The sequence below is a fragment of the Pseudomonas sp. CHM02 genome, assembly GCF_000612585.1.
In the GTDB taxonomy this organism is placed as follows: domain Bacteria; phylum Pseudomonadota; class Gammaproteobacteria; order Pseudomonadales; family Pseudomonadaceae; genus Aquipseudomonas.
In genome coordinates this window covers 21302-46395 of sequence record NZ_JFCA01000042.1, presented here as the reverse complement: position 1 = coordinate 46395, position 25094 = coordinate 21302, and the positions used below count along the sequence as shown (strand labels likewise).

Annotated in this window: 23 protein-coding genes; 7 read left to right on the top strand and 16 right to left on the bottom strand. The window is 61.8% G+C overall.

Annotated features, from left to right (window positions below):
• Positions 1–8 precede the first annotated feature (8 nt).
• The 5 genes from BM70_RS0123150 to leuS form a co-directional block, all read right to left on the bottom strand.
• Entirely contained in the window at positions 9–1334 is a 1326-nt protein-coding gene (locus BM70_RS0123150) for a lytic murein transglycosylase (RefSeq protein WP_025858237.1), read from the bottom strand.
• 61 nt (positions 1335–1395) lie between these two features.
• A complete protein-coding gene (arfA, locus tag BM70_RS0123145; protein ID WP_003176285.1) occupies positions 1396–1560 on the bottom strand; it encodes an alternative ribosome rescue factor ArfA in 165 nt (54 codons plus the stop codon).
• 194 nt (positions 1561–1754) lie between these two features.
• Positions 1755–2792 (bottom strand): DNA polymerase III subunit delta, encoded by a 1038-nt coding sequence (gene holA, locus BM70_RS0123140; protein WP_025858236.1) that lies wholly within the window; start codon positions 2790–2792, stop codon positions 1755–1757.
• 39 nt (positions 2793–2831) lie between these two features.
• Positions 2832–3437: an LPS assembly lipoprotein LptE gene (lptE, locus tag BM70_RS0123135; RefSeq protein ID WP_025858235.1), complete on the bottom strand. Its 606-nt coding sequence runs from the start codon at positions 3435–3437 to the stop codon at positions 2832–2834.
• An 88-nt stretch (positions 3438–3525) separates the two neighbouring features.
• Positions 3526–6132, bottom strand: a complete 2607-nt coding sequence (gene leuS, locus BM70_RS0123130; protein WP_025858234.1) for a leucine--tRNA ligase — start codon at positions 6130–6132, stop codon at positions 3526–3528.
• A 262-nt stretch (positions 6133–6394) separates the two neighbouring features.
• On the opposite strand from leuS, the gene BM70_RS0123125 reads away from it, so the two are divergent.
• Positions 6395–6712, top strand: a complete 318-nt coding sequence (locus BM70_RS0123125) for a hypothetical protein (RefSeq protein ID WP_025858233.1) — start codon at positions 6395–6397, stop codon at positions 6710–6712.
• 99 nt (positions 6713–6811) lie between these two features.
• Positions 6812–7573, top strand: a complete 762-nt coding sequence (locus BM70_RS0123120; protein WP_025858232.1) for a YdcF family protein — start codon at positions 6812–6814, stop codon at positions 7571–7573.
• A 120-nt stretch (positions 7574–7693) separates the two neighbouring features.
• On the opposite strand, the gene lnt is transcribed toward BM70_RS0123120, so the two are convergent.
• The 5 genes from lnt to miaB form a co-directional block, all read right to left on the bottom strand.
• On the bottom strand, positions 7694–9217 hold the full coding sequence (lnt, locus tag BM70_RS0123115) for an apolipoprotein N-acyltransferase (RefSeq protein WP_025858231.1): 1524 nt from the start codon (positions 9215–9217) through the stop codon (positions 7694–7696).
• Between the two features lie 8 nt (positions 9218–9225).
• Entirely contained in the window at positions 9226–10065 is an 840-nt protein-coding gene (locus tag BM70_RS0123110) for an HlyC/CorC family transporter (RefSeq protein ID WP_010206772.1), read from the bottom strand.
• 41 nt (positions 10066–10106) lie between these two features.
• Positions 10107–10565, bottom strand: a complete 459-nt coding sequence (gene ybeY / locus BM70_RS0123105) for an rRNA maturation RNase YbeY (RefSeq protein WP_025858230.1) — start codon at positions 10563–10565, stop codon at positions 10107–10109.
• Positions 10558–11562 carry a PhoH family protein gene (locus tag BM70_RS0123100; RefSeq protein ID WP_025858229.1) on the bottom strand — a complete coding sequence of 335 codons (1005 nt, stop codon included), beginning with the start codon at positions 11560–11562 and terminating at the stop codon, positions 10558–10560. Before BM70_RS0123100 ends, ybeY begins: the two co-directional genes overlap by 8 nt.
• 226 nt (positions 11563–11788) lie before the next feature.
• Positions 11789–13117, bottom strand: a complete 1329-nt coding sequence (gene miaB, locus BM70_RS0123095) for a tRNA (N6-isopentenyl adenosine(37)-C2)-methylthiotransferase MiaB (RefSeq protein WP_025858228.1) — start codon at positions 13115–13117, stop codon at positions 11789–11791.
• Between the two features lie 131 nt (positions 13118–13248).
• Between miaB and BM70_RS0123090 the strand changes: the two genes are divergently transcribed.
• Positions 13249–13575, top strand: a complete 327-nt coding sequence (locus tag BM70_RS0123090; RefSeq protein ID WP_003194436.1) for a DUF1820 family protein — start codon at positions 13249–13251, stop codon at positions 13573–13575.
• A 128-nt stretch (positions 13576–13703) separates the two neighbouring features.
• Here the strand turns inward: BM70_RS0123090 and BM70_RS0123085 are convergent, their stop codons facing one another.
• From BM70_RS0123085 to BM70_RS0123070, 4 genes are all read right to left on the bottom strand, one after another.
• Positions 13704–14258 carry a tetratricopeptide repeat protein gene (locus BM70_RS0123085; protein WP_010206766.1) on the bottom strand — a complete coding sequence of 185 codons (555 nt, stop codon included), beginning with the start codon at positions 14256–14258 and terminating at the stop codon, positions 13704–13706.
• A 225-nt stretch (positions 14259–14483) separates the two neighbouring features.
• Positions 14484–15767 (bottom strand): glutamate-1-semialdehyde 2,1-aminomutase, encoded by a 1284-nt coding sequence (hemL, locus tag BM70_RS0123080; RefSeq protein ID WP_025858227.1) that lies wholly within the window; start codon positions 15765–15767, stop codon positions 14484–14486.
• Positions 15768–15778: 11 nt separating this feature from the next.
• Positions 15779–16408 carry a thiamine phosphate synthase gene (thiE, locus tag BM70_RS0123075; RefSeq protein WP_025858226.1) on the bottom strand — a complete coding sequence of 210 codons (630 nt, stop codon included), beginning with the start codon at positions 16406–16408 and terminating at the stop codon, positions 15779–15781.
• An 18-nt stretch (positions 16409–16426) separates the two neighbouring features.
• Positions 16427–17224: a hydroxymethylpyrimidine/phosphomethylpyrimidine kinase gene (locus BM70_RS0123070; protein WP_025858225.1), complete on the bottom strand. Its 798-nt coding sequence runs from the start codon at positions 17222–17224 to the stop codon at positions 16427–16429.
• Positions 17225–17500: 276 nt separating this feature from the next.
• Between BM70_RS0123070 and BM70_RS0123065 the strand changes: the two genes are divergently transcribed.
• The 4 genes from BM70_RS0123065 (at position 17501) to BM70_RS0123050 (ending at position 23880) form a co-directional block, all read left to right on the top strand.
• The gene (locus tag BM70_RS0123065; protein ID WP_025858224.1) at positions 17501–19891 is read left to right on the top strand and encodes a hybrid sensor histidine kinase/response regulator; all 2391 of its coding nucleotides are present in this window, start codon (positions 17501–17503) and stop codon (positions 19889–19891) included.
• A gap of 97 nt (positions 19892–19988) precedes the next feature.
• Entirely contained in the window at positions 19989–21635 is a 1647-nt protein-coding gene (locus BM70_RS0123060; protein ID WP_025858223.1) for an acyl-CoA dehydrogenase family protein, read from the top strand.
• A gap of 66 nt (positions 21636–21701) precedes the next feature.
• Complete coding sequence (gene amn / locus BM70_RS0123055) at positions 21702–23174, top strand: AMP nucleosidase (protein WP_161630243.1); 1473 nt, start codon at positions 21702–21704, stop codon at positions 23172–23174.
• Between the two features lie 70 nt (positions 23175–23244).
• Complete coding sequence (locus BM70_RS0123050) at positions 23245–23880, top strand: pseudouridine synthase (protein ID WP_025858221.1); 636 nt, start codon at positions 23245–23247, stop codon at positions 23878–23880.
• On the opposite strand, the gene BM70_RS0123045 is transcribed toward BM70_RS0123050, so the two are convergent.
• Together BM70_RS0123045 and BM70_RS0123040 are read right to left on the bottom strand one after the other, a co-directional pair.
• Positions 23875–24084, bottom strand: a complete 210-nt coding sequence (locus tag BM70_RS0123045) for a DUF2788 domain-containing protein (protein ID WP_025858220.1) — start codon at positions 24082–24084, stop codon at positions 23875–23877. The two genes, BM70_RS0123050 and BM70_RS0123045, sit on opposite strands and share 6 nt — an antisense overlap.
• 192 nt (positions 24085–24276) lie before the next feature.
• A complete protein-coding gene (locus BM70_RS0123040) occupies positions 24277–24756 on the bottom strand; it encodes an Lrp/AsnC family transcriptional regulator (protein ID WP_003194418.1) in 480 nt (159 codons plus the stop codon).
• Between the last annotated feature and the right edge of the window lie 338 nt (positions 24757–25094).

Below are 25094 nucleotides of genomic sequence, written 5' to 3'. Positions count from 1 at the left end.
GCGACGGTTTACCGGTTCTGCAGCGATTCCAGCAGTTTCACCGTCGGATACCCATCCGCCGGCCAGCCCAGCGCCTGCTGCGCCGCACGGATCGCCTTGCGCGTATTGGCGCCGATGATTCCGTCCGGGTTGCCTGCGTCATAGCCGTTGGCACTCAGGGCTGTCTGCAAGTCGATGCGCTGCGAGCGGCTCAACGGCAGCTCATCCTTCGGCCAATCGCCACGAATCACACCACCGCCACCGAAGCGTTCCGACAACAGGCCAACCGCCAGTGCGTAGGACGACGAGTTGTTGTACTTGAGGATCGCGCGGAAGTTATCCAGCACCAGGAATGCCGGGCCACGATAACCGGCCGGCAGCAGCAGGGCGGCTGACAGTTGGTCGACGTTGGGCGGCAGGCTTGCGCCCGGTGGCAGTTGGATGCCCAGTTTCAGCCATTCAGCCACCGTCTTGCGCATGCCGCCGTCGGCCAGGGCGTAATCGAAGTTCACCGGCAGTTGCTTCACCTCGAAGCCCCACGGTTGGCCTTTCTGCCAGCCGGAGCTTTGCAGGTAGTGCGCGGTGGAGGCGAGGGCGTCGGCCGGGCTGTTCCAGATGTCGCGGCGACCGTCGCCGTCGAAGTCCACGGCGTGGGTGTTGTAGGTGGTCGGGATGAATTGGGTCTGGCCCATGGCGCCGGCCCAGGAGCCTTTCATCTGGTCGGCCTGGATATCGCCGTGCTGGATGATCTGCAGCGCTGCCAGCAACTGCGCCTGGGCAAAGGCCGGGCGACGGCCTTCGTAGGCCAGCGTCGCCAGGGAGCGGATCACCGAGTTGTTGCCCTGGAACTGGCCGAAGTTGCTCTCCATGCCCCATACCGACACCAGCGCCTGGCGGTCGACGCCGTAACGTTGTTCGATGCTCTGCAGGATGTCGGCGTACTTGACCAGCAAGGCCTGGCCATTACGTACGCGCACAGGCGACAGGGCGCCATCGAGGTATTCCCACACCGGGCGGGAAAATTCCGGCTGGCTGCGATCGGCGCGGATCACCGCCATATCTGGGGTGACATTGGCAAAGGCGTTGTCGAAAACGGCGGCGGTGATACCGGCCTGCAGGGCCTGCACGCGAAAGCCAGCCTGCCATTCGGCGAAGGTCTGGGTCGGTTGGATATCGAGGTTGTCCACGGCCAGCGGGGCCACGATAGCGGGCGCTACCACAGGGGCGGTCTGGAGCTTGGGCAGCGGTTGAGCGTCGGCGGCGGTGGGTTTCTCCGCGCAGGCGACAAGCAGAATGAGGCTGGAGGCAGCGATCAGTTGGCGAAGGTGCCAACGACGGGAAAGACTAGAGGGCATGCACAGGTCCAGGGATTACAAATCAGGTGCAGACCTTATCATGCCAGAGGGGCGCTTGCCTTCAGGCAGCCAGAAAGTAAGAAGCCTCCCAGCTGTTAGACTGGAAGGCTTCGCGGCGGTAGCTGCCTTTGCCCTTGCCGGCGCGTTCCTGACGGCTGCGGAACAGTGGCTGGGCGATGATGGATTTGGCCTTGTTGGGGCCATGCTTGGATGGCTTTTTGCTCATGGTCGTTACTCTCGATAGGTGGGATGGAGCGGTGCAAATCATCTGCCGATGTTGGACTGCTGTAAAGCCCGGCGATAGGTAGGAAAGTCACGCATCACCTGTAGGAGCCGGCTTGCCGGCGAAGGCGGTCTTGGGATCACCGTTACCGTCAACGGCCCCATCGCCGGCAAGCTGGCTCCTACCGAGAGCGGTGGTTACTCGGCGGGAAGGGTCAGGCGCTGGCCGGCCATCAGCAGCGACAACCGACTCAGGCTCATCCACGGCGAACCCGCCGCCTGGCCCTTGATCTGCGCGTCTATTCGCTGCGCTTCCAGCAGCAATTGCGCCCAGCGTTGCGCCGAGTGCCGTTGCAGCGCTTTGCTCATCAGCGGCTTGCGCTTGTCCCAGACCGGCGGCCGGGCTTGGCTGAAGGCTTTGTCCAATGGCGTACCCTGGCTGTATTGCAGGGCAATATTGGCCAGTACCCGCAGTTCCCGGGCCAGTGCCCACAGAATCACCGGGGGCTCCACGCCTTCGCCGCGCAAGCCTTCAAGCATGCGCAGCGCGTGCGCGGGTTCGCCATTGAGGATCGCGTCCACCAGCCCGAACACATCAAAGCGCGCGCTATCAGCCACGGCGCCCTGGACGGTCTCGACGGTAATCTGTCCGTCTTCGGCCATCAGCTTGAGCTTTTCGATCTCTTGGGCGGCGGCAAGCAGGTTGCCTTCGACCCGGGCAGCGATCAGCTCCACCGCGTCCTGGGTCGCCGACAGGCCTGACTGAGACAGGCGTTGGCGAATCCATTGCGGCAACTGGCTGCTGTCCACCGGCCAGATCTGGATGAACTGGGTTTGCGCCCCTTCCACCAGGGCCTTGCCCCATTTGGTTTTCTGCGCGCTGCCGTCGAGTTTGGGCAGGCTGATCAACAGCACCGTGTCCTCGGCAGGTCGCGAGCAGTATTCCATCAGGGCGGCTGCGCCCTTGTCGCCGGGTTTACCCGACGGCAGGCGGAGTTCCAGCAGGCGTTTTTCGGCAAACAGCGACATGCTTGCGCCCGCCTGCAGCAGCGTGCCCCAATCGAAATTGGCGTCGGCGCTGAAGACCTGGCGTTCGTCGAAACCTTGCTGGCGAGCCGCGGTGCGAATGGCGTCGGCGGCTTCCTGGCACAGCAGCGGGTCATCACCGCTGACGATGTAGACAGGCGCGAGGCCACCTTGCAGGTGTTTGGCGAGTTGGGCGGGGGCGAGTTTCATAGGCAGGGTAAACGGGGCGCTTGGGGCGCCCCGTTTGTCTTACTCGACAGGGACTTCAACAGGTGACTGTTTCGGCGTGTTGTCTTCGTACTCTTTGGCGGCTTTCAGCGCGTCGGCATCAGCCTTGGCCTTGTCGTCAGCACGTTGCTGCAAAGTCTCGAGTTGTTGCGGGGTGATCATCGACAGGCGCAGGACCATGCGCTGTACCAGCTCGCGACGCATTTCCTTGCGCACCTGGATGATTTCGGAGTCCGAACCCACCAGGTTGTTGCCGTCGTGGCTGACGATTTTCTGTACCTGGATGCTGTCAGCCATCAAAGGCAGGTGCTCACGGCCCTGCACTTCAAAGTTGAGCTGGGTACTCAGTTCGATATCGGAGGCGCGCCCGGCGCTGGCGTAGCTCAGGTTGCGCTGGGTTTCTCTTTCATTGGCCAGGTACAGCTTGTAGGTTGCACCGGTGTAGACGTGAACGCCGCTGTTTTCCAGGACCTGGCGCAGCTGGGTCACCGTTTCGCTGTAGGCGTCGCGGGCACTGACGTCCAATTCCTTGATCGCCATTTCGTTGGTGCCGGTACCGCGCAGCTGGAAGCCGCAAGCGCTCAGCATCACGGCGAGGCCCATAACCAGCAAATTGCGTTTGATCATTTTGTTGCTCCCCTTGAAACCATGTGGGCCTTATCGAGGCCCTGAAGGCTTTGTTCGGCGCAGGGCTCAAGCCCTGCGCCCGATCCGATTAGCTAGCGACGATATTGACCAGTTTGCCAGGCACCACGATCACTTTGCGGATCGTCAGGCCTTCGGTAAAGCGCAGCACGTTTTCGTTGACGCGGGCAGCCGCCTCGACGTCTTCGCGGCTGGCGGTAGCCGGCATGTCGATCTGGCCGCGCAGTTTGCCGTTGACCTGGATCACCAGTTGCAGCGTGTCCTGGACCAGGGCGCTGTCATCTTGTACCGGCCAGCGCGCGTCGATGACGGCGTCGCTGTGGCCCAGGCGGTTCCACAGGTCGTGGCTGATGTGCGGCGTGATCGGGGCCAGCAGCAGGGTGACCGTTTCCAGGCCTTCCTGTACCAGCGCGCGATCCTGCTCAGTGGCCTGTGGCGCTTTTTCCAGCACGTTCATCAGCGTCATCACCTGGGCGATGGCGGTGTTGAATTTGTGGTTCTGGCCCACGTCCTGGCTGGCTTGCTTGATGGCCAGGTGGGTGCTGCGGCGAATGAGTTTCTGCTCGTCGCTCAAGGCTGCCACGTCCAGTTTGCCCGGCAGGCCCTGGCTGATGTGGGCGTGCGCCAGGCGCCAGACGCGCTTGAGGAAACGATGCGAACCTTCGACGCCGGAGTCGGACCATTCGGCGCTCATGTCGGGCGGCGAGGCGAACATCATGAACAGGCGGCAGGTGTCGGCGCCGAACTGATCGATCATCGACTGTGGGTCGACGCCGTTGTTCTTCGACTTGGCCATCTTCTCGGTGCCGCCGATTTCCACCGGCAGGCCGTCGGCGATCAGCTTGGCGCTGATGACCTTGGCTTTGCTGTCGCGCTCAAGCTCAACGTCCGCCGGGTTGAACCAGGTGTAGGCGCCATTGGCTTCACGGCGATAGTAAGTCTCGGCGACCACCATGCCCTGGGTCAGCAGGTTCTTGAACGGCTCATCGGAGCTCACCAGGCCTTCGTCACGCATCAGCTTGTGGAAGAAGCGCGCATACAGCAGGTGAAGGATGGCGTGTTCGATACCGCCGATGTACTGGTCCACCGGCAGCCAGTGGTCGGCCGCGGACTTTTCTACCAGGCCACCTTCATAGTGCGGCGAAGCGTAGCGGGCGTAGTACCACGAAGACTCGACGAAGGTGTCCATGGTGTCGGTTTCACGCTTGGCAGGCTGGCCGCATTTCGGGCAACTGCACTCGTAGAACTCGGGCATGCGCGCCAATGGCGAACCGGCGCCATCCGGCACCACATCTTCCGGCAGGACCACCGGCAGTTGGTCTTCCGGTACTGGCACGTCGCCACAGCTTTCGCAGTGGATGATCGGGATCGGGCAGCCCCAGTAGCGCTGGCGGCTAATGCCCCAGTCGCGCAGGCGGAACTGGGTGCGCGAGGCACCGAGGTTTTTCTTGATCAATGCGACTTCGATGGCGTCGAAGGCACCCTGGAAGTCCAGGCCGTCGTACTCGCCAGAATTGATCAGGGTTCCGTGCTCGCCGTAGGCGTCTTGCCACGGGGCCGGGTTGGTGTCGCCCGAGCTGGTGCGCACCACGGATTTGATCGGCAGGCTGTACTTGGTGGCGAATTCGAAATCGCGCTCGTCGTGCGCCGGCACAGCCATGACTGCGCCATCGCCGTAGTGCATCAGCACGTAGTTGGCGACCCATACCGGCAGCTTTTCACCGGTGAGTGGGTGCTCGACGAACAGGCCGGTCGGCAGGCCTTTTTTCTCCTGGGTGGCGACGTCGGCTTCGGCCACGCTGCCGCCTTTGCATTCGGCGATGAACGCCTGTAGCTCAGGGTTGTTCTGTGCCGCCTGGGTGGCCAGCGGGTGTTCGGCGGCCACGGCGACGTAGGTCGCGCCCATCAGGGTGTCCGGACGGGTGGTGAAGACTTTGAGCGCGCCCGCTTCGCCGATCGAGTCGACGTTGTACGGGAACTGTACTTCCATGCCCTTGGACTTGCCGATCCAGTTGCGCTGCATGGTCTTGACCTGTTCAGGCCAGCCCGGCAGGTCGTCGAGGCTCGACAAGAGCTCATCCGCGTAGGCGGTGATCTTGAAGTAGTACATCGGGATTTCGCGCTTTTCGATCAGCGCGCCGGAGCGCCAGCCGCGACCGTCGATCACCTGTTCGTTGGCCAGCACGGTCTGGTCGAGCGGGTCCCAGTTCACGGTGCCGCTCTTCTTGTAGATCACGCCTTTTTCGAACAGGCGCGTGAACAGCCATTGTTCCCAGCGGTAGTAGTCCGGCTTGCAGGTGGTCACTTCGCGGGACCAGTCCACCGCCAGGCCCAGGCTGCGCAGCTGGGACTTCATGTAGGCGATGTTTTCGTAGGTCCACTTGGCGGGCGCCACGTTGTTTTTCATCGCGGCGTTTTCCGCCGGCATGCCGAAGGCGTCCCAACCCATGGGTTGCAGGACGTTCTTGCCTTGCATGCGCTGGTAGCGGGAAATCACGTCGCCGATGGTGTAGTTACGCACATGCCCCATGTGTAGCTTGCCGCTGGGGTAAGGGAACATCGATAGGCAGTAGTAAGTCTCCTTGCCTGGCTGTTCACTGACTTCAAAGGACTTTTGCTCGTCCCAGAAGGTTTGGGCGGCATTTTCTATTTCACGGGGCTGATATTGTTCGTGCATGGCTACTTTTGAACTGAATAGGGGTGGCCTAATCCTCTTCGGTGCAACATTCAGGTTGATCGACACCAAAAAGCGGCGCGTCCGTGCCCAAACCCTGCGGGAAGTGGAGTTACAGGAAGCGCCGTAGCATACATGACCCCACTCTATCGAGGGAAACCCTGATTGCGCCGGCAGGGCCGTCTGTCGCGGCGCCAGGCAGGGGCAGCCATGGGGGCTACGCTGTTTATTGGGGAGTGAGTCATATCTTCAATGAGGTGAGGGGATGGTTGAATCGCAGCGAATCGTAACGAAACCGGAAATCTATGAAGGACTGATCGACCGATTGGGTCGTGCATTGGATGCAGCCAGGACAGCGGGCCGATTGCGTGATGAACGGCCTGTGGAGTTGGAACTGCGTGGCTTGAGCCGTGCGGAGCTGGAACTGATCAAGGCATATCTGGAACGAAATGGGCGCAGTGCGCCTCCTTGGGTGGCAACCCCGCCAATCAAGGAGCCTACGCACTCAGCCAAGGTGGTGTGGCTCAAGGACTTGTCGGCCGGTCGTGGCCCGGAAAAGCTCCGGTCTGCCCGCTACAAGTAATTCACTGCCCCCGGAACTGCATCACCGTGCCATTTCAGTGTAAAGATTGTCGCTAAACCCCGTTACACCTTAGGCTTCGGGCATCTATGGAGATGCCCGATGCCTATTCGTTACTTCATCAAACAACTGCTCTTGCCGCCCGGCATTCTCTTGCTGTTGCTGGCGCTTGCCTGGTGGTTTCGTCGCAGTCGCCCGCGCTTGGCGGCGTGTTGCTTCACCTTGGGTTTGGGCGGCATGTGGCTGATCAGCCTGCCAGTGATGGTGCAGTGGGGGGCAAGCGCGCTGGAAACCGAGCCGCCGTTGGCGCGCGAGGATTGGGCCACCCTGGCGCAGCGCGCTGACGCCATCGTGGTGTTGGGCTCGGGGCGCGAGCGCGGTGACCCGGCGTGGGGCGCCGACCAGCCCACGGGTATAGGTCTGGAACGCCAGCGCTATGCCGCGCGATTGGCCAAGGCTTCCGGGCTGCCGGTGCTCACCACGGGTGGCCTGCATTACGGTACGCCGCCCAGCGAGGCGCAGTTGATGGCGGTGTCGATGCAGGATGACTTCGGCGTTACGGTGCGCTGGAAGGAAGAGCGCAGCCGCACCACCTGGGAAAATGCACAGATGAGCGCCGAGATTCTGCTGCCCGAAGGCATCAAGCGCGTGGTGGTCGTGACCCAGGCCTGGCACATGCCGCGCTCTGTGTGGAGTTTTGAAAAGGCCGGCTTTACCGTGGTGCCGGCGCCCATGGGGTTCCTGGGCGTGGACAACGCCCGGCCGCTGGGCGGCTGGATGCCGGAGTTCAAGTCGGTGTGGCAGAGCGGGCAGTTGATCAATGAAGCGGCGGGGCAGATAGGTTACCGGCTGTTTTATAAGTAACACCGTAGGGTAAATGTGGGAGCTGGCTTGCCTGCGATAGCATCACCCTGGTGTATCTGATACACCGAGGTGCCTGCATCGCAGGCAAGCCAGCTCCCACATTGGTTTTATGTGTATCTGTTAGACGGTTTTGGCCATCCGCCCCGCCAGCAACGCCCAGCCAAACAGCCCCAGGCACACAATGATCAACGGCCACGAACGCCATTGCAGATACGGCGTGAGGTTGTGCATCGGCACCACTTCGCCGTAGAGGATGCCGCGCTCGAACTGCGGGATCTGCGCGGTAATCTGCCCAAAGGGGTTGATCAGGCCGGTGACGCCATTGTTGGTGGCGCGGATCATCCAGCGACCGGCTTCCAGCGCACGCATCTGCGCCATTTGCAGGTGCTGCAGCGGGCCGATGGAGCGGCCGAACCAGGTGTCGTTGCTGATGGTCAGCAGCAGATCGCTCTGGGCTGACAGGCCGGCAGCGAACTCCGGGTACACCACTTCGTAGCAAATGAACGGTGCAATCTGATAGCCCTTGGCCTGCAGCATCGCCTGGTCGGACGGGCCGCGGGCGAAGTCCGACATTGGCAGGTCGAAGAAGGCAATCAGGCCGCGCAACATGTCCTGCAGCGGCACGTACTCACCGAAGGGCACCAGCTTCTGCTTGAGGTAGGTGCCGTCGCCTTCGCCGACCACGGTGATGCCATTGAAGTAGCGCTTCTGATGGTGCACTTCCTGACGGATCGGCACGCCGGTGATCAGCGCGGTGTGCCGGTCGGCAGCGAATTTGCCCATCATGCCCAGGTAGCCTTCGACAGACTCTTTGAGCACCGGCACGGCGGTTTCCGGCCACACCAGCAGGTCGACGGGCTTGGAGGTGAAGCTCATGTCGCGGTACAGCGCGAGCTGTGCGTTGAGCTGCTCCGGGTCCCATTTCATGCTTTGTTCGACGTTGCCCTGGATGGCGGCCACGGTCAGTGGCGCACCGGAGGGGCTGGTCCAGGCGTGATGCTTCAGCGCCAGGCCGATGGCCCAGGGCGCGACCAGCAACACCAGGCCTGCGCCGATAAAGGCGTTGCGCTTGCGAGCCAACAGGCGTGGCAGGTTGCACAGCAAGGCCGCCGTGAGTGCCAGGGCGAAGGAGATCAGCCACATCCCGCCCAGCGGCGCGAGGCCGGTGAGGGGGCCGTCGAGTTGGCTGTAACCGGAGTACAGCCACGGGAAACCGGTGAGGAACCAACCGCGAAACGCTTCCTGGCCCACCCACAGCGCGGCAAACGTCAGCGCATCGGCCAAGGGCGCTTCATTGCGCCGCAACCAGCGAGCCCAAAGCCAGGCGGGCAGGGCGAAGAACCAGGCAATCGCAGCGGTAAACAGCAGCATCAGGAAACCCGCCAGCAGCACCGAAGCGCCGCCGAAGTGGTGGATGCTGTAGTAGATCCAGCTGGTGCCGGCACCAAACAGGCCGAAACCGAAGCACCAGCCACGCCCCAAGGCCTGGCGCGGGCTCAGGTCCCGTAGCCCGATATAGAAAAAGCCGACCGCCACCAGCGCAAACGGCCACAGATCGAACGGCGCCAGCGCCAGGGTGGTGATGGCGCCGGCCACCACGGCCAGCAAATTACCGGGCCAGCCGGGGCGGGTTAGGCGCTGCATGTCATTCCTTAGCGGGCAATGGGTGTCAGGCGGATCAGGTGGATCCTGCGGCTATCGGCATTCAGGATGCGGAAGCGATAAGCGCCGATCTCGGTGGTTTCGTTACGCTTGGGCAGGTGCCCGAACGCACTCATCACCAGGCCACCGACGGTGTCGAACTCGTCGTCGGAGAATTCGCTGTCGAAGAACTCGTTGAAGTTCTCGATCGGCGTCAACGCCTTGATCAGGAAGTCACCGCTGGGCAGCGGCTTGATGTAACTGTCTTCTTCGACGTCGTGCTCGTCTTCGATGTCGCCGACGATCTGTTCCAGCACGTCTTCAATCGTCACCAGGCCCGCCACGCCTCCGTATTCGTCGATCACAATGGCCATGTGATTGTGGTTGGCGCGGAATTCGCGCAGCAACACATTCAGGCGCTTGGATTCAGGCACGAAGGTCGCCGGACGCAGCAGGTCCTTGATGTTGAAGCTGTCGCCGTTCTCCTTGAGGATCAGCGGCAGCAGGTCCTTGGCCAGCAGGACGCCCATGACGTCGTCATGGCTTTCACCGATCACCGGGTAGCGCGAGTGCGCCGAGTCGATCACGGCCGGGAGGAATTCCCGTGGGGTCTGGGTCGCCTTGATGCTGATCATCTGCGAGCGCGGGACCATGATGTCCCGTACTTGCAGGTCAGCCACCTGGATGGCGCCTTCGACGATGGCCAGCGCTTCGCTGTCCAGCAACTTGTTCTGATGGGCCTCGCGCAGCAGCTCAAGCAGCTCCTGGCGGTTTTTCGGCTCGTGGGCAAAAGCCTGGGTCAGTTTACCCAGCCATGACTTCTGCCCGTTGCTCGATCGGTCTTCGCTCATAGCGATTACTCTGAATCCTTTATTGTTACAGTTGAGTGTTTTTAAACTTCGTCGTCTGCATACGGGTCCGGATGACCCAATTCTGCAAGCAACGTTTGTTCCAGTGTTTCCATTTCCTCGGCTTCTTCATCGTCTATATGGTCGTAACCCAAGAGATGCAAGCAGCCGTGGATGACTAGATGGGCCCAATGGGCTTCCAGTGCCTTGCCTTGTTCCTTCGCCTCGCGCTCCACCACCGCCACGCAGATGACCAGGTCGCCCAGCAACGGGATATCCAGCAGCTCATCCGGTACGTCGGCGGGGAAGGACAGCACGTTGGTCGCGTAATCCTTCTGGCGCCAGGTGTGATTCAGCTCACGGCCCTCGGGCTCGTCGACCAGGCGAATGGTCAGTTCCGAGTCGGCGGTGCGCTGGCGCAGGGCCAGAGCGCACCATTGACGGAACTGGGCTTCACTGGGGGCGGGCGCATCGGTGGCCAGCTGCAGGTCAAGCTCAAGCATCGCGGCGAACGTCCTTGGACAGCCCGTCATCGCGATGTTCGAAGCGCTCGTAGGCCTCGACAATGCGCTGTACCAGCGGGTGGCGCACGACGTCCTTGGGCGAGAAGTGCGTGAAACTGATGCCCGGCACGTCCTTGAGTACTTCAATCACATGGCTCAAGCCCGACTTGGTGCCCTTGGGCAGGTCAACCTGGGTGATGTCCCCGGTGATAATGGCCGTGGAGCCGAACCCGATGCGGGTCAGGAACATCTTCATCTGCTCGACGGTGGTGTTCTGGCTTTCGTCGAGGATGATGAAACTGTTGCTCAGGGTGCGGCCGCGCATGTAGGCCAGCGGGGCGATCTCGATCACCTGGCGCTCGATCAGCTTGGCGACGTATTCGAAGCCGAGCATCTCGTAAAGCGCGTCGTAGAGCGGGCGCAGGTACGGGTCGATCTTCTGGGCCAGGTCACCGGGCAGGAAACCGAGCTTTTCGCCGGCCTCGACCGCTGGGCGCACCAGCAGGATGCGGCGTACTTGCTCACGCTCCAGCGCGTCGACCGCACAGGCCACGGCCAGGTAGGTCTTGCCGGTACCGGCAGGGCCGATGCCGAAATTGATGTCGTTACCCAGGATTGCCTTGACGTACTTCTGCTGATTCAAGCCCTTTGGGCGAATCATGCCTTTTTTGGTACGCAGGGCCACGCTGGCTTCAGCCACCGGATTGTTGGCCAGGTCTTCCACAGCCGATTCCTGCAAATACAGGTGCACGATTTCTGGCGACAGCTCGCTACCCTTGGTTTCGCGGTAGAGACGGCGCAGCAGGTTTTCTGCGGATTTAGTGTGCAGGGCTTCACCAATGAGCTCGAACTGATTGCCGCGATTGCGGATCTCGATGCTCAGGCGTTGTTCGATCAGGCGCAGGTGCTCGTCGAACTGTCCGCACAGGTTGGCGAAACGGCGAGCCTCAAAGGGCTCGAGGAGAAAACGATGGGGTTCTGCTATGGGTGCGTTCAAGGTTGTTTTTAGCCGCCCTTTGGCTGTTGAGGTGAAATAGAGAATAACGCCAGCCGCCGACGTGCGAAAGCACTTATCTAGCCCAAGTGTGGCACGGGTCCCATGTGAGAGCGGGCTTGCTCGCGAAGGCGGTGGGTCAGCTAATACATGTATCAACTGATCCACCGCCTTCGCGAGCAAGCCCGCTCCCACATTTTGATCTCTATCAGCCAGAAATATTGGTGGGTTACTGAACCAGCGACCCGCGCAACGAGTGCGGTTGCGCTGCATCGATGTGCACATCGGCAAACTGGCCGATCAAGGTCGGATTATCGCAACGGAAGTTTACGATTCGGTTGTTCTCGGTACGGCCTTGCAATTCGCCTGGATCTTTTTTCGAGTAGTCGGTGACCAGGATACGCTGGGTCGAGCCGACCATTTGTCGGCTGATCTCGAAACCTTGCTGGTTCAACCGGTGTTGCAGGGCGTTGAGACGCTCTTTTTTCAGCGCTTCCGGGGTGTCATCCGCCAGATCGGCCGCCGGGGTACCGGGGCGCTGGCTGTAGACGAACGAGTAGGAGAAGTCGAAACCGACGTCTTCGATCAGCTTCATGGTCTGCTGGAAGTCTTTCTCGGTTTCACCGGGGAAGCCGACGATGAAGTCCGAGCTGATGCAGATGCCCGGCACCGCTGCGCGCAACTTGCGCAGTTTGGATTTGTATTCCAGGGCGGTGTGGTTGCGCTTCATGGCTGCCAGGATGCGGTCCGAGCCCGATTGCACCGGCAAGTGCAGGTGCTTGACCAGTTCCGGCACTTGCGCGTGGGCCTGGATCAGGCTGTCGGAGAACTCCAACGGGTGCGAGGTGGTGTAGCGGATACGCTCGATACCGTCCACCGCAGCCACCACGCGGATCAGCTCCGCCAGATCGGCCAGGCGGCCGTCGTGGGTCAGGCCGCGATAGCCATTGACGTTCTGGCCCAGCAGGGTGACTTCCCGTACGCCGTTTTCGGCCAGGTGGATGATTTCCGACAACACATCGTCAAAAGGCCGGCTGACTTCTTCACCGCGTGTGTAGGGCACCACGCAGAATGTACAGTACTTGCTGCAACCTTCCATGACCGACACGTAGGCGCTCGGCCCATCGATACGTGGCTCGGGCAAGTGGTCGAATTTTTCGATCTCCGGGAACGACACGTCGACCTGCGGCAGCTTGGTGAAACGTGCGGCGTCGATCATCTCCGGCAGGCGATGCAGGGTCTGCGGGCCGAAAACCACGTCGACATAGGGCGCGCGGTCGCGGATAGCGGCGCCTTCCTGGCTGGCCACGCAACCGCCGACGGCGATCACCATGTCCGGGTTGGCCAGTTTCAATTCGCGCCAGCGGCCCAGCTGCGAGTACACACGGTCCTGGGCCCGCTCGCGGATCGAGCAGGTATTGAGCAGGATCACGTCGGCATCTTCGGCGCGGGCGGTGACTTCCAGGGCCTGGTGTTCGCCCAGCAGATCGACCATGCGCGAGCTGTCGTACTCGTTCATCTGGCAACCGTGGGTTTCGATGTAAAGCTTCTTGGCCATGGGAATCGTCAACTGGTGGTAAAGAACCGCGCATTATAGGGGGCATGCCCATTGGTTCCTAGCGTTGTGCATCGGGTGCCATGCTATAGTTCGCGCCCTCTTTTATATCCCCGATGTGTTGTTCGCCCACCATGACCAAACGTGAAGCTCCAATCTACAAGGTGATTTTCCTCAACCAGGGCCAGGTGTTCGAAATGTACGCCAAGCAGATCTATCAGAGCGATCTGTGGGGCTTCCTGGAGGTGGAAGAGTTCGTCTTTGGCGAGCGCACCCAGTTGGTCGTCGACCCGGGCGAAGAGAAGCTCAAGGCTCAGTTCGAAGGCGTGGTGCGCAGTTTTGTGCCGATGCATTCGATTGTGCGCATCGATGAAGTCGAGCGCCTGGGCACGCCGAAGATCAGCGAGGCACGGGGCACCAGCAATGTGATGCCGTTTCCGATGCCGATGCCTGAGAAGTAGGGCTTCAGACCGCGTCGCGCCCATCGCAGGCAAGCCAGCTCCCACAGTTGAGCGCATTCCTACGCGGGAACTCGGTCGAGTGTGGGAGCTGGCTTGCCTGCGATAGCGATAGAAGGGACTAGATGAATTCAGGGCAGGGGTGAGAAGGGCGAACGCCCATCGGCACTCTGCAATTCCTGCAGGTAGTTGCGGAAAATCTGGCCCAGCACCTGGGTCGCCACTTCCAGCTCATCGCGCTGCATGTGCTCGGCGACTTCGTCGGCGGTGTCCAGCGCGTCTTCGGCGCCGTTGACCGCGGCCATTTTCAACACGATGTACGCCTGGACGTTGTTGGCCGGCACGCCTTCGCCTTTGAAGAACATGTTGCCCAGTTCGAATTGCGCCTGGGCGTGGCCCTGCAACGAGGCTTTCTCGAAGTAGCTCAAGGCCTTGTTGAGGTCGCGGGCGGGGTTTTTGCTGTCGTGGAAGTACTCGCCCAACTCGTATTGCGCCTGCGCATCTCCACCGTCGGCCTGCTTCTGGCACGCGCTCAGGGCTTCGGCCTGGCTGTCTGGCTGGGTATTGAGGGTGCAACGACCCATCGCTGGGATTAACAACGAGTTGCCGCCTGCTTGTGCATGTGCCAGCAGCGGCTGAAGGAGCAACAGGCAGCCCAGAACCAGGGTGCGGCCGGTGCGTTTCATGGGAATCGACTTACCTCTGACGGGGCACGCGGACCCTCGGGGGATCCAATAAGCGCGCATTATGAAATAAGCAGGCCTCTGCTTACAAAGTCTTTACTCGTTTTTCTGCTGCTTGGGCAAGTTATCCGCCGGATTGCAGGTGATTTCTCTAAAAAACTCGGAAATCTCTGTAAGCAAAGTAGCAAATCAGACACCGTTTGCGCGGTGCCTGATTTTTGCGGCCAATTATTTCAATGCAGCAAAGGCGCGTTCGGCGGCGTCGAGGGTCAGTTTCAGCTCGGCATCGCCATGGGCGATCGAGGTGAAGCCGGCTTCGAAAGCGCTCGGCGCCAGGTAAACGCCGCCTTCCAGCATCAGGTGGAAGAAGCGCTTGAACAGGCCAGCATCGCTGCCCATCACGTCGTCAAAGGTGACAATATCGTCGGCGCCGCTGAAATACAGGCCGAACATGCCGCCCGCCTGGGTGGTAACGAACGGGATACCGGCGGCATCGGCGCGCTGTTGCAGGCCGTCGAGCAGGCGCGTGGTGTAGTCGGTCAGCTCGGCGTGGAAGCCCGGGCGGCTGATCAGGCGCAGGGTTGTCAGGCCGGCGGCCATGGCCAACGGGTTGCCCGACAAGGTGCCAGCCTGGTACACCGGGCCCAGCGGCGCGATGTGTTGCATGATTTCGCGCTTGCCACCGAAGCAGCCCACCGGCATGCCGCCGCCGATGATCTTGCCGAAGGTGCTCAGGTCTGGCGTGACGCCGTAGTGCGCCTGGGCGCCGCCAAGGGCTACACGGAAACCGGTCATCACTTCGTCGAAAATCAGCACCACGCCATGCTTGTCGCACTGCTCGCGCAGGCCTTCAAGGAAGCCCGGCGCCGGCGGTACGCAGTTCATGTTGCCGGCCACCGGCTCAACGATGATGCACGCCACGTCCTGGCCGACTTCGCTGAGCATCTGCTCGACGGCGGCGATGTCGTTGAACGGCAGGGTCAAGGTGTGTTTGGCAAACGCGGCAGGCACGCCGGCCGAGCTCGGCACGCCCTGGGTCAGCGCGCCGGAGCCGGCCTTGACCAGCAGGCTGTCGGAATGGCCGTGGTAGCAGCCTTCGAACTTGATGATGCTGTCACGGCCGGTAAAGCCACGGGCCAGGCGGATCGCGCTCATGGTGGCTTCGGTGCCGGAGCTGACCATGCGCACCATTTCCATCGACGGCACGATGCTGCACACCAGGTCCGCCATTTCGGTTTCCATGGCGGTCGGCGCGCCGTAGGACAAGCCGTGTTCCAGCTGCTTGCGCACCGCGTCCAGCACGTCCGGGTGGCTGTGGCCGAGGATCATCGGGCCCCAGGAGCCGACGTAGTCCACGTAGCGCTTGTCATCTTCGTCGGTGACGTAGGCGCCTTCGGCATGCTTGAAGAACAACGGCGTGCCGCCCACGCTCTTGAACGCACGCACGGGGGAGTTCACACCGCCGGGGATGTGTTTCTGGGCATTGGCAAACAGCGTTTCGGAACGGGACATGAGAGGGCTCTCTAAACTGAAGTTTTAAGCAGATCGTTGAACGCGCGAGCGCGGCGCGTGACTTCCTGGGTGCTGTCGGCGCCAAACAGGCCGTGCACCACCGCCAGCAGGTCGGCACCGTGGGCCACCAGGGGTTCGGCGTTCTCCAGGGTGATGCCGCCGATCACGCAGATGGGCAACTGCAGGCGCGCACGGGCCTGGGCCAGCATCTCGACGGTGGCGGCCGGGGCGCCGGGCTTGGTGTTGGAATTGAAGAAGCGGCCGAAGGCGACATAGCTCGCGCCTTCCTTGGCGGCCTGCTCGGCCAGTTCGATCTGGCTGTGGCAGGTGGCGCCGATGATCGCCTTGGAGCCGAGCAACGCACGGGCTGGGGTCAGCGGGCCGTCGGTCTGGCCCAGGTGCACGCCGACGCCCAGGCGTGCGGCCAACTCGGCGTCGTCGTTGATGATCAGTTGGGTCTTGTAGCGCGAGCACAGCTCATGCAACTTCTCGGCCTCACGCAAGCGCCGGGCTTCGTCGCTGCTTTTGTCGCGGTACTGCAGCAGAGTCACGCCACCGTCCAACGCCGCTTCGACGTAGGCGAGGAACTTGCCGGCCAACAGTTGGCTGTCGGTAATGGCATACAGGCCACGTAGTTTCATCAGGCAGGCCTCTTGCTTTTAAGAGCAGAAATCCAGCGGCAGACGGCGCGGTACAAACTGGCCCCGACCGAGTTGTTCGGCGTCACGCAGGGTGCGCCAAGTGTAGTTGAGTGCCGATTGCACGGCGCTGACCAGTCCTTCGCCCTGGGCGATCCGGCCAGTCAGTGCGCTTGCCAGCGTGCAACCTGAACCGTGATAGCTGCCGGGCAGGCGCTGGCAGGTAAAGGTCTGGCGCGTGCCGTCGCGGCTGTAGAGGCGGTTGTGCACTTCGTGCTCGTCGCCATGACCGCCGGTGATCAGCAGGTGCTTGATATAGGGCAGCAGCTTCTCGGCGCATTCGTCCGCGGTGCCTTCGGGCAGTTCGGCAAGAATGCGCGCTTCGGGCAGGTTCGGCGTGGCGATCAGCGACAACGGCAGTAGCCGCTCACGCATCGCGTAACCGACTTCGTCCTTGCCCAGGCTGCCACCACCGCCGGCACGCAGCACCGGGTCGCACACCACCGGTAGGTGCGGGTGCGCCTGCAGCAGTTCGACCACGGTGTCGACCATCGCGGTTGAGCCGAGCATGCCCAGCTTGACCGCGGCCACTTCGGAATCGCCGAGTACGGCATTGGCCTGGGCCAGTACCCACTCGCGGTCGAGCACGCGGAAATCGCTGACATTGACCGTGTTCTGCACGGTCAGGGCGGTGACGGCCGGAGCCGCATGGCAACCCTGGGCGAGCAGGGCTTCGATATCTGCCTGCAAGCCGGCGCCACCACTGGGATCATGGCCGGAGAGACAGAGGACAACGGGGCGAGAGCTGTAGATATTCATGGTGCGCGAGCTTACCACCAAACGCTTTTGGCGGGGCTGTCTGGCGATGGTTGAATTTTGCCCGCAATGTGACACTTTTTTGGCGCGCTGCTGGCCGTTAAAACCTTCTGTAACGCCTGTTCTAGAGCCTTTCAAAAAATTATTTCAATGGTGTCCAATAGCCTTTAATGGCTATGCTAGAGTGGATCCAAACTACTAACTGTATTGCCGGTGTACGTCTTCTCAAAAGGAATGGGGGGCTTTTTGACATAACCGGACAGGCCACGCTGGGGCTCTATGCGCTATTTGCTGATTTTATTGTTGTGCGGGCTGCCGATGCTCGCCAGCGCCATCGAGTTCAACCAGGACACGCGAAGCCTGCCGCTGGGCCGAGCCATGCAAGTGCTCGAAGACCCGACCGATGCCCTCACGATCGCTGATGTCAGTGCGCCTTCCGCCACCTCACAGTTCAAGCCCCACGATAAAGACACCCTGAATGCCGGCTACTCGCGCTCGGTGTTCTGGCTCAAGGTCAATTTGCATTACCTGCCCCGGGACCCTGAAGCGCAACGCACCTGGTTGCTGGAGCTGGCGTACCCGCCGCTCGACCATCTTGACCTGTACCTGCCTGACAGCACTGGCACCTACCGGCTGGCCGGGCGCACGGGGGACGCGTTGCCGTTTTCCGCCCGCGAGATCCGCCAGAACAACTACCTGTTCAAGGTCGACTTCACGCCGGGCGAGGCAAAAACCGTCTACCTGCGCCTGCAAAGCGAAGGCTCGATCCAGGCGCCATTGACGCTCTGGTCCAGCACCGCCTACCTGGAGCAACAGCCGCTGCGCCTGTATGTGTTGGGCCTGATCTACGGCGTGTTGCTGGGGATGCTGGTCTACAACCTGTTTATCTACCTCAGCGTGCGCGACACCAGCTACCTCTATTACATTTTTTATATCGCCTCGTTCGGCATGTACCAGCTCTCGGTGAATGGCGCGGCGGTGGAATACTTCTGGCCGAACAACCCATGGTGGGCGAATGCCGCGACGCCGTTCCTGATCGGTTCGGCGGCGCTGTTCGGCAGCCTGTTTGCGCGCAGCTTCTTGCACACGGCCCAGCACAGTCGCTGGATCAACCGCTTGCTGCTGACGCTGGTGGCGGGTGGTGGCGTGGTGATGCTGTTGTCGCTGATGACCAGCTACGCCCTGGCGCTGCGCCTGGCCACTGGCTTGGCGCTGGTGTTTACCGTGACCATCTTTGTGGCTGCCATCAAGGCGTGGTATTGCGGGCAGCGGGTGGCGCGCTATTTCATCATCGCCTGGTCGGCGTTCCTGCTTGGCGGGGTGGTGAATACGCTGATGGTGCTGGGTTACCTGCCCAATGTGTTCCTGACCATGTACGCCAGCCAGATCGGTTCGGCGATTGAAGTGGCGCTGTTGTCCCTGGCCCTGGCCGACCGCATCAATTCCATGCGCGAGCAACAGGCGCAGATCCTGTTCGATGCCAGCCAGAAGCTCGAAGTGCTCAACCAGCAGTTGGCCCGCAGCAATCGCCTCAAGGATGAATTCCTCGCCACCCTGACCCACGAACTGCGCACGCCCATGAACGGCGTGATCGGCTCTCTCGAATTGATGCAAACCGTGCCCCTGGACGCGGATCTGGCGCAGTACCAGCAAACCGCCGCCGGTTCGGCGCGGGACATGATGCGCATGGTCAACGGCATCCTTACCCTCACCGAGTTGCAGGCCGGACGCCTGAGTGCCCAGCCCCAGGTGTTCAGCCTGCGCGGTACGCTCGACACCTTGCGCCAGCAGTTCAGCGCCAGCGCTCAGAGCAAAGGCCTGGCGTTCTCCATTGATGTGGCGGACGAGCTGCCGGACCGCATGGTGGGCGACGCCGACAAACTGCTGCAGTGCCTCGATTGCCTGCTGGATAACGCCTTCAAGTTCACCCACGAAGGCTCGGTTCGCCTGCGTGTGGTCGGCGTGCCCCACAGTGACGGAGGCTTGCGCCTGAGCTTTATCGTGACCGACACCGGTATCGGTTTTGCTTTCCTGGACGAGGCCACCCTGTATCAGCGTTTCTTCCAGCTGGATGGCTCCATGACGCGCGAGTACGGCGGCCTGGGTATCGGACTGGCGATCTGCCGGCAACTGATCGAGCTGCTGGGTGGGCGCCTCACCCACCATTCCGAGCCGCGCAAGGGCAGCCGCTTCCAGCTGGAAGTGGAAGTCAGCCCGGTCCCGCCTGAGTCCAAGCCAGCACCGGACAGGCAACGTGCGCCTCAGGAGTGTTCGGTGCTGTTGGTGGATGACAACAGCGTCGGCCAGTTGGTGGTACGTGGCATGCTGCTCAAGCTCGGTTACCGGGTGAAAACCGTGGACACTGGCGCGAACGCCTTGGCGGCCTTGCAAAACGGGCATTTCGACGCGGTACTGTTGGATATTCCCGAAGGTGGTTTCTCGTTGTGCTGCCAGATCCGTGCGCTGCCTGGCTGCGGCGAGCTGCCCGTGATCGCCTTGAGTACGTCGCTGAATGTGTCGGAGCGCGAGCGTTGCCATGGCGTCGGGATTTCTGAGCGCCTGGCCAAGCCTGTGCGTTTCGAGGCATTGCAAGGGGTGTTGGAGCGTCGGTTGCTGTGTCCGTTAGAGGGCAAAAGCGCCGGACAATCGGCGGGTATGCCACTTTTTTAAGCGTCGTGGCAGTGCTTAACTGAAAAAACCGGCCTCAATCGATTTGCACATCCCGGTAGGAGCTGATCGACATGGGCCTTTTTCCAGGAGGCCCGTCATGAACCTGCATCAGTTTGCCGAAACCCACGACGTCACCAACCAGCCGCCGTCCCTGGACGGCACCAACCTGTATCGTATCGACCTGCCCCTGCAGGAATGGTCGCGCCGCTTTGGTGCCGGCTGGGCGCAGGCGCGCATCGATGCCTACGGTGCGCTGGCCGGCGGGCCGTTGATGGACGCCGGGTTCCTGGCGAACCAGAACAAGCCGGTGTTCAGCAGCCATGACCGTTATGGCCACCGCATCGACCTGGTGGAGTTTCACCCGGCTTACCACGAACTGATGCGCGCCGCCGTCGAGCACGGCTTGCCATCGTTGCCTTGGGCGCATCCGCAGTCCGGTGCCCATGTGGCCCGCGCTGCCATGACTTACCTGCACAGCCAGGCCGAAGCCGGCACCGGTTGCCCGCTGACCATGACCTTCGCCTGCGTGCCCGCCCTGCGTTTGCAGCCTGACCTGGCTGACACCTGGCTGCCGAAAATCCTCAACACCCAATACGACCCACGCAACGTCGGCATCGCCCACAAGGCCGGCGCTACGATCGGCATGGCCATGACCGAGAAGCAGGGCGGCACCGACGTGCGTGCCAACACCACCCGTGCTTACCCTGTCGGCGCGGGCGGCCCGGGCCAGGCGTATGAGCTGGTCGGCCACAAATGGTTCTGCTCGGCGCCGATGTGCGATGCGTTCCTCACCCTGGCGCAGACCGACAAGGGCCTCACCTGTTTCCTGCTGCCAAGGCACCGTCCGGACGACACGCGCAACGAGTTCTACATCCAGCGCTTGAAAAACAAACTCGGCAACTGCTCCAACGCTTCCAGCGAAGTGGAGTTCCGCGGTGCCCTGGCCTGGATGATCGGCGAAGAGGGCCGTGGCGTGCCGACCATCATCGAGATGGTCGCCATGACCCGCTTCGATTGCATGGTCGGCTCCAGCGCCCTGATGCGTCAGGCGCTGACCCAGGCCAGCCATCATTGTGCCCATCGTTCAGTAGGCGGCCGCGTACTCAGCGAGCAGCCGCTGATGCAAAACGTGCTGGCTGACCTGGCGCTGGAAAGTGAATCCGCACTGGCCCTGAGCCTGCGCATGGGCCGGGCGCTGGATCATTTGGGGGATGAACAGGAAGCCAAGTTCGCTCGGCTGGTGACGGCGGTAGGTAAATATTGGATCTGCAAGCGCGCCCCGGCGATGATCAACGAAGCCGCCGAGTGCATGGGCGGTGCCGGGTACGTCGAGGACAGCATCCTGCCGCGCCTGTACCGAGAGGCACCGGTGAACTCGACGTGGGAAGGTTCCGGCAACGTGCAGTGCCTGGATGTGCTGCGGGCGTTGTCCAAGGAACCGGGAGTGCTGGAGGCACTGTTTGTCGAACTCGGCGATGGGCATGGCGACCGGCTGCTGGCGCGGCATATCGAGCAATTGAAGTCGGCGTTCATGGACACCCAGGACATCCAGTACCGTGCGCGACAGCTCACCGAAGACATTGCCGTGGCGTTGCAGGCCAAGCTGTTGCTGGAGGCGGGGAATGCCGCGGTCAGTGATGGGTTTATCGCCAGTCGCTTGGGCGAATCGTCCGGTCGAGTGTATGGCACCCTGCCGCGTGGCGTGGACGTGGCGGCGATTGTCGCCAGGTCCACACCTTGTTGATTGCATTCAAAGTTTGCGTCTGACGGGGATACAGGCAAGATAAAGGCCTGCAAGTCAGAACACAGGATGCTTACCGTGACCGAAGCTTTTGTTGTCGTTCAAACCGCCGAAGAAGCCGTGGATCGGCTGGCGGCCCTGCATGAACGTGCCACTGGTGCGCTCAATCAAGCCCTCAAGCAATACCTCAAAGACCGCGTCGAACCCGACGCCGAACAACGTGCGCTGTTTCGCTACCCGGAACTGCGCCTGACCTACCACTGCCATGGCGAAGTCCCACAGACCACCCGGGCGTATGCCAAGGTCCAGTTGCCGGGGACGTACAGCGTTACCGTCACCCATCCTGCGGCGTTCCGTAAATACCTGCTGGAGCAATTGGTGCCGCTGATGCACGACTTCACCGTGACGGTGGAAGTCGGCGTCAGCCAGCAGAACATCCCGTACCCGTACGTGGTGGAGCAGGGCGATGAACTGGCCGGCTCCGGTGTGACCGCCGCGACCCTGGCCCGTGTGTTCCCCAGCACCGACCTGTCGGCGGCCACCGACGGTATCGCCGATGGCCTCTACGATTGGGAAAACACCGACCCGCTGCCCCTGGCCCTGTTCGATGCGGCGCGCGTGGACTTTTCCCTGCGCCGCCTGGTGCATTACACCGGCAGTGACTGGCGCCATGTGCAGCCGTGGATCCTGCTGACCAACTACCACCGTTATGTCGACCAGTTCATCTTGCATGGCCTGGAGCAACTGCGCAGCGACCCGCGTTTTATCCGCATGGTGCTGCCGGGCAACGTGGTGATCGACAAGAGCATGGATCACGGCGAAGCGTCGGCGATTGCCGCAGGCGTGGTGTGGCACCGTTACCAGATGCCGGCCTACCACCTACAGGCCACTGATGGCCACGGCGTGACCCTGGTGAACATCGGCGTCGGCCCGTCCAACGCCAAGAACATCACCGACCACCTGGCGGTGCTGCGTCCACATTGCTGGCTGATGATCGGCCACTGCGGCGGCCTGCGCCAATCCCAGACCATCGGCGATTACGTACTGGCCCACGCCTATATGCGCCGCGACGGGATTCTCGACCGCGTAGTGCCGCCGAACATCCCGATCCCGGCCTTGGCCGAAGTGCAGCTTGCGCTACAGCAGGCGGCGGCCAACGTCACCGGCGAAAAAGGCGAAGAGCTGAAAAAACGCCTGCGTACCGGCACCGTGCTGACCTACGACGATCGCAACTGGGAACTGCGCTGGGCCCAGGAACGCCCGTTGATCAACCTGTCCCGCGCCGTGGCCGTGGACATGGAAAGCGGCACCATCGCCGCCCAGGGTTATCGCTTGCGGGTGCCGTACGGCACTTTGCTGTGTGTGTCGGATAAGCCACTGCACAGTGAGATCAAGCTGCCCGGTTCGGCCAACGCATTCTATGAGCGTGCGGTCAGTCAGCACTTGAAGATCGGCATCGAGGCGGTGGATTTGCTGCGCACCGAACTCAACTCGCTGCACTCGCGCAAACTGCGCAGTTTCGACGAGCCGCCGTTCCGCTAAGCGGTTGGGATGGTCATTTAACGGTCAGGCCACTAGCATTGTCGGTCCTGACCGTTAGATGTTCCTTGCCATGTCCCGTCCCACCCGTCCCGATTCGCGCCGCCCTGGCGTGAAACCTCCGCATTCCGCAGCGCGGCGTGTCGCCAAGGCACCGCCGGCCGAGCCGAAACTGATCCTGTTCAATAAACCCTTTGACGTGTTGACCCAGTTCAGCGACGAAGGCGGGCGCGCGACGCTCAAGGATTTCATCGACATCCCCGGCATCTACCCGGCGGGCCGCCTGGACCGTGACAGCGAAGGCTTGTTGTTGCTGACCAATGACGGCCAGCTGCAGGCGCGGATTGCCGACCCCAAGCACAAGCTGGCGAAAACCTACTGGGTGCAGGTCGAAGGCGAACCCACCGAAGAACAACTGCAGCGCCTGCGCGAGGGCGTGGAGTTGAACGACGGCATGACCTTACCCGCCGAAGCCCGGCCGTTGGATGAGCCCGAGTTATGGCCGCGCAACCCGCCCGTGCGGTTTCGCAAAAGCATCCCGACGCACTGGCTGGAACTGGTCATTCGTGAGGGGCGCAACCGCCAGGTACGGCGCATGACCGCCGCTGTGGGTTTGCCCACGTTGCGACTGGTGCGCGTGCGGATTGGCGATTGGACAATCGATGGCCTCGACCAAGGCCAGTGGAAGGAAGTGCCGGCGCGCTTATAAAGCGCCGGACTCGATCAGGCCGATCACCACGCTCTTGATGATGAACGCGGCCACGCCCAGGCCCAGCACGAAGAACAGGATGAACGAGCCAAAGCGCCCGGCCTTGGACTTCTTCGCCAGGTCCCAGACGATAAAGCCCATGAAAATGATCAGCAGGGTGACCAGGCCGGTCATCATCCATTCTTCGAAGAGGGCGGGGTCGATGGTGTTCATGGCGAGTTTTCCGACAAAGGCAGGTGGGCAGTATACGGCAGCGTCTGAGGCGCAACATTGACCTGAGTCGGCGCTGTCAATGTGGGAGCTGGCTTGCCTGCGATTGCATCACCTCGGTTTTGCTGACACACCGAGTTGCCTGCATCGCAGGCAAGCCAGCTCCCACATTGTTGAGTGGTGATCTCAGGTTCTTAGGTGAGTCAGCGGCAATTCGGTGCTGTTGAGTACCTGGTTCAGCACAAAGCTGGAACGCACGCTGGTCACGCCTTCAATGCGGGTCAAATGCCCCAGCAGCAGTTTCTGGTAGTGATCCATATCCGGCACCACCACTTTCAATTGATAGTCAGCATCCATCCCCGTCACCAGGCTGCACTCCAACACTTGGGGCAGGGTACGGATGGCCGCTTCGAAATTCTCGAAACGCTCCGGTGTATGGCGGTCCATGCCGATCAGCACATAGGCCGTCAGGCTCAGGCCGAGCATCTTGCGGTCGAGCAGGGCGACCTGGCGGGCGATGTAGCCGTCGTCTTCCAACTGCTTGACCCGGCGCGAGCACGGCGACGGCGACAAGCCGATGCGTTCGGCCAACTCCTGGTTGGAGATCCTCGCGTCGCGCTGCAATTCCGCCAAAATACTCAGGTCGTATCGGTCAAGCTTGCTCATTGGGATGGCCTTTGTCGTAACTATTGCGGTGAATTATCCATGAAGGGTTAAAAATTGCGCAAGCACTGTTTATTGACGCAATCTTCGCAATCATCTGTCGGGCGCTGGCGGGTATCGTTATCAACAGAATCACCGCCTGGACAACAGTCCACTTGCAGCGAGCCCAATCAGGCCCGCTGCGGCCGCCACCCCAGCAGGGTTGAGCCGGCCTCCAGGCTGCACACTGTCCAGAAGACGGCGTGAGGTGAGCCAACGTCAAAAGCGTTGAGCCAGGACGAAGTTCTCAAGGGGTGGCCGACGGGTCACCCCTTTTCTTTTGCCTGCTGATAACCTGTGCG

What these genes read in the sequence shown, in the direction of transcription:
- BM70_RS0123150 (WP_025858237.1), bottom strand. Translation starts at nt 1,334, where the DNA reads ATGCCCTCTAGTCTTTCCCGTCGTTGGCACCTTCGCCAACTGATCGCT.
- arfA (WP_003176285.1), bottom strand. Translation starts at nt 1,560, where the DNA reads ATGAGCAAAAAGCCATCCAAGCATGGCCCCAACAAGGCCAAATCCATC.
- holA (WP_025858236.1), bottom strand. Translation starts at nt 2,792, where the DNA reads ATGAAACTCGCCCCCGCCCAACTCGCCAAACACCTGCAAGGTGGCCTC.
- lptE (WP_025858235.1), bottom strand. Translation starts at nt 3,437, where the DNA reads ATGATCAAACGCAATTTGCTGGTTATGGGCCTCGCCGTGATGCTGAGC.
- leuS (WP_025858234.1), bottom strand. Translation starts at nt 6,132, where the DNA reads ATGCACGAACAATATCAGCCCCGTGAAATAGAAAATGCCGCCCAAACC.
- BM70_RS0123125 (WP_025858233.1), top strand. Translation starts at nt 6,395, where the DNA reads ATGGTTGAATCGCAGCGAATCGTAACGAAACCGGAAATCTATGAAGGA.
- BM70_RS0123120 (WP_025858232.1), top strand. Translation starts at nt 6,812, where the DNA reads ATGCCTATTCGTTACTTCATCAAACAACTGCTCTTGCCGCCCGGCATT.
- lnt (WP_025858231.1), bottom strand. Translation starts at nt 9,217, where the DNA reads ATGCAGCGCCTAACCCGCCCCGGCTGGCCCGGTAATTTGCTGGCCGTG.
- BM70_RS0123110 (WP_010206772.1), bottom strand. Translation starts at nt 10,065, where the DNA reads ATGAGCGAAGACCGATCGAGCAACGGGCAGAAGTCATGGCTGGGTAAA.
- ybeY (WP_025858230.1), bottom strand. Translation starts at nt 10,565, where the DNA reads ATGCTTGAGCTTGACCTGCAGCTGGCCACCGATGCGCCCGCCCCCAGT.
- miaB (WP_025858228.1), bottom strand. Translation starts at nt 13,117, where the DNA reads ATGGCCAAGAAGCTTTACATCGAAACCCACGGTTGCCAGATGAACGAG.
- BM70_RS0123090 (WP_003194436.1), top strand. Translation starts at nt 13,249, where the DNA reads ATGACCAAACGTGAAGCTCCAATCTACAAGGTGATTTTCCTCAACCAG.
- BM70_RS0123085 (WP_010206766.1), bottom strand. Translation starts at nt 14,258, where the DNA reads ATGAAACGCACCGGCCGCACCCTGGTTCTGGGCTGCCTGTTGCTCCTT.
- hemL (WP_025858227.1), bottom strand. Translation starts at nt 15,767, where the DNA reads ATGTCCCGTTCCGAAACGCTGTTTGCCAATGCCCAGAAACACATCCCC.
- thiE (WP_025858226.1), bottom strand. Translation starts at nt 16,408, where the DNA reads ATGAAACTACGTGGCCTGTATGCCATTACCGACAGCCAACTGTTGGCC.
- BM70_RS0123070 (WP_025858225.1), bottom strand. Translation starts at nt 17,224, where the DNA reads ATGAATATCTACAGCTCTCGCCCCGTTGTCCTCTGTCTCTCCGGCCAT.
- BM70_RS0123065 (WP_025858224.1), top strand. Translation starts at nt 17,501, where the DNA reads ATGCGCTATTTGCTGATTTTATTGTTGTGCGGGCTGCCGATGCTCGCC.
- BM70_RS0123060 (WP_025858223.1), top strand. Translation starts at nt 19,989, where the DNA reads ATGAACCTGCATCAGTTTGCCGAAACCCACGACGTCACCAACCAGCCG.
- amn (WP_161630243.1), top strand. Translation starts at nt 21,702, where the DNA reads ATGCTTACCGTGACCGAAGCTTTTGTTGTCGTTCAAACCGCCGAAGAA.
- BM70_RS0123050 (WP_025858221.1), top strand. Translation starts at nt 23,245, where the DNA reads ATGTCCCGTCCCACCCGTCCCGATTCGCGCCGCCCTGGCGTGAAACCT.
- BM70_RS0123040 (WP_003194418.1), bottom strand. Translation starts at nt 24,756, where the DNA reads ATGAGCAAGCTTGACCGATACGACCTGAGTATTTTGGCGGAATTGCAG.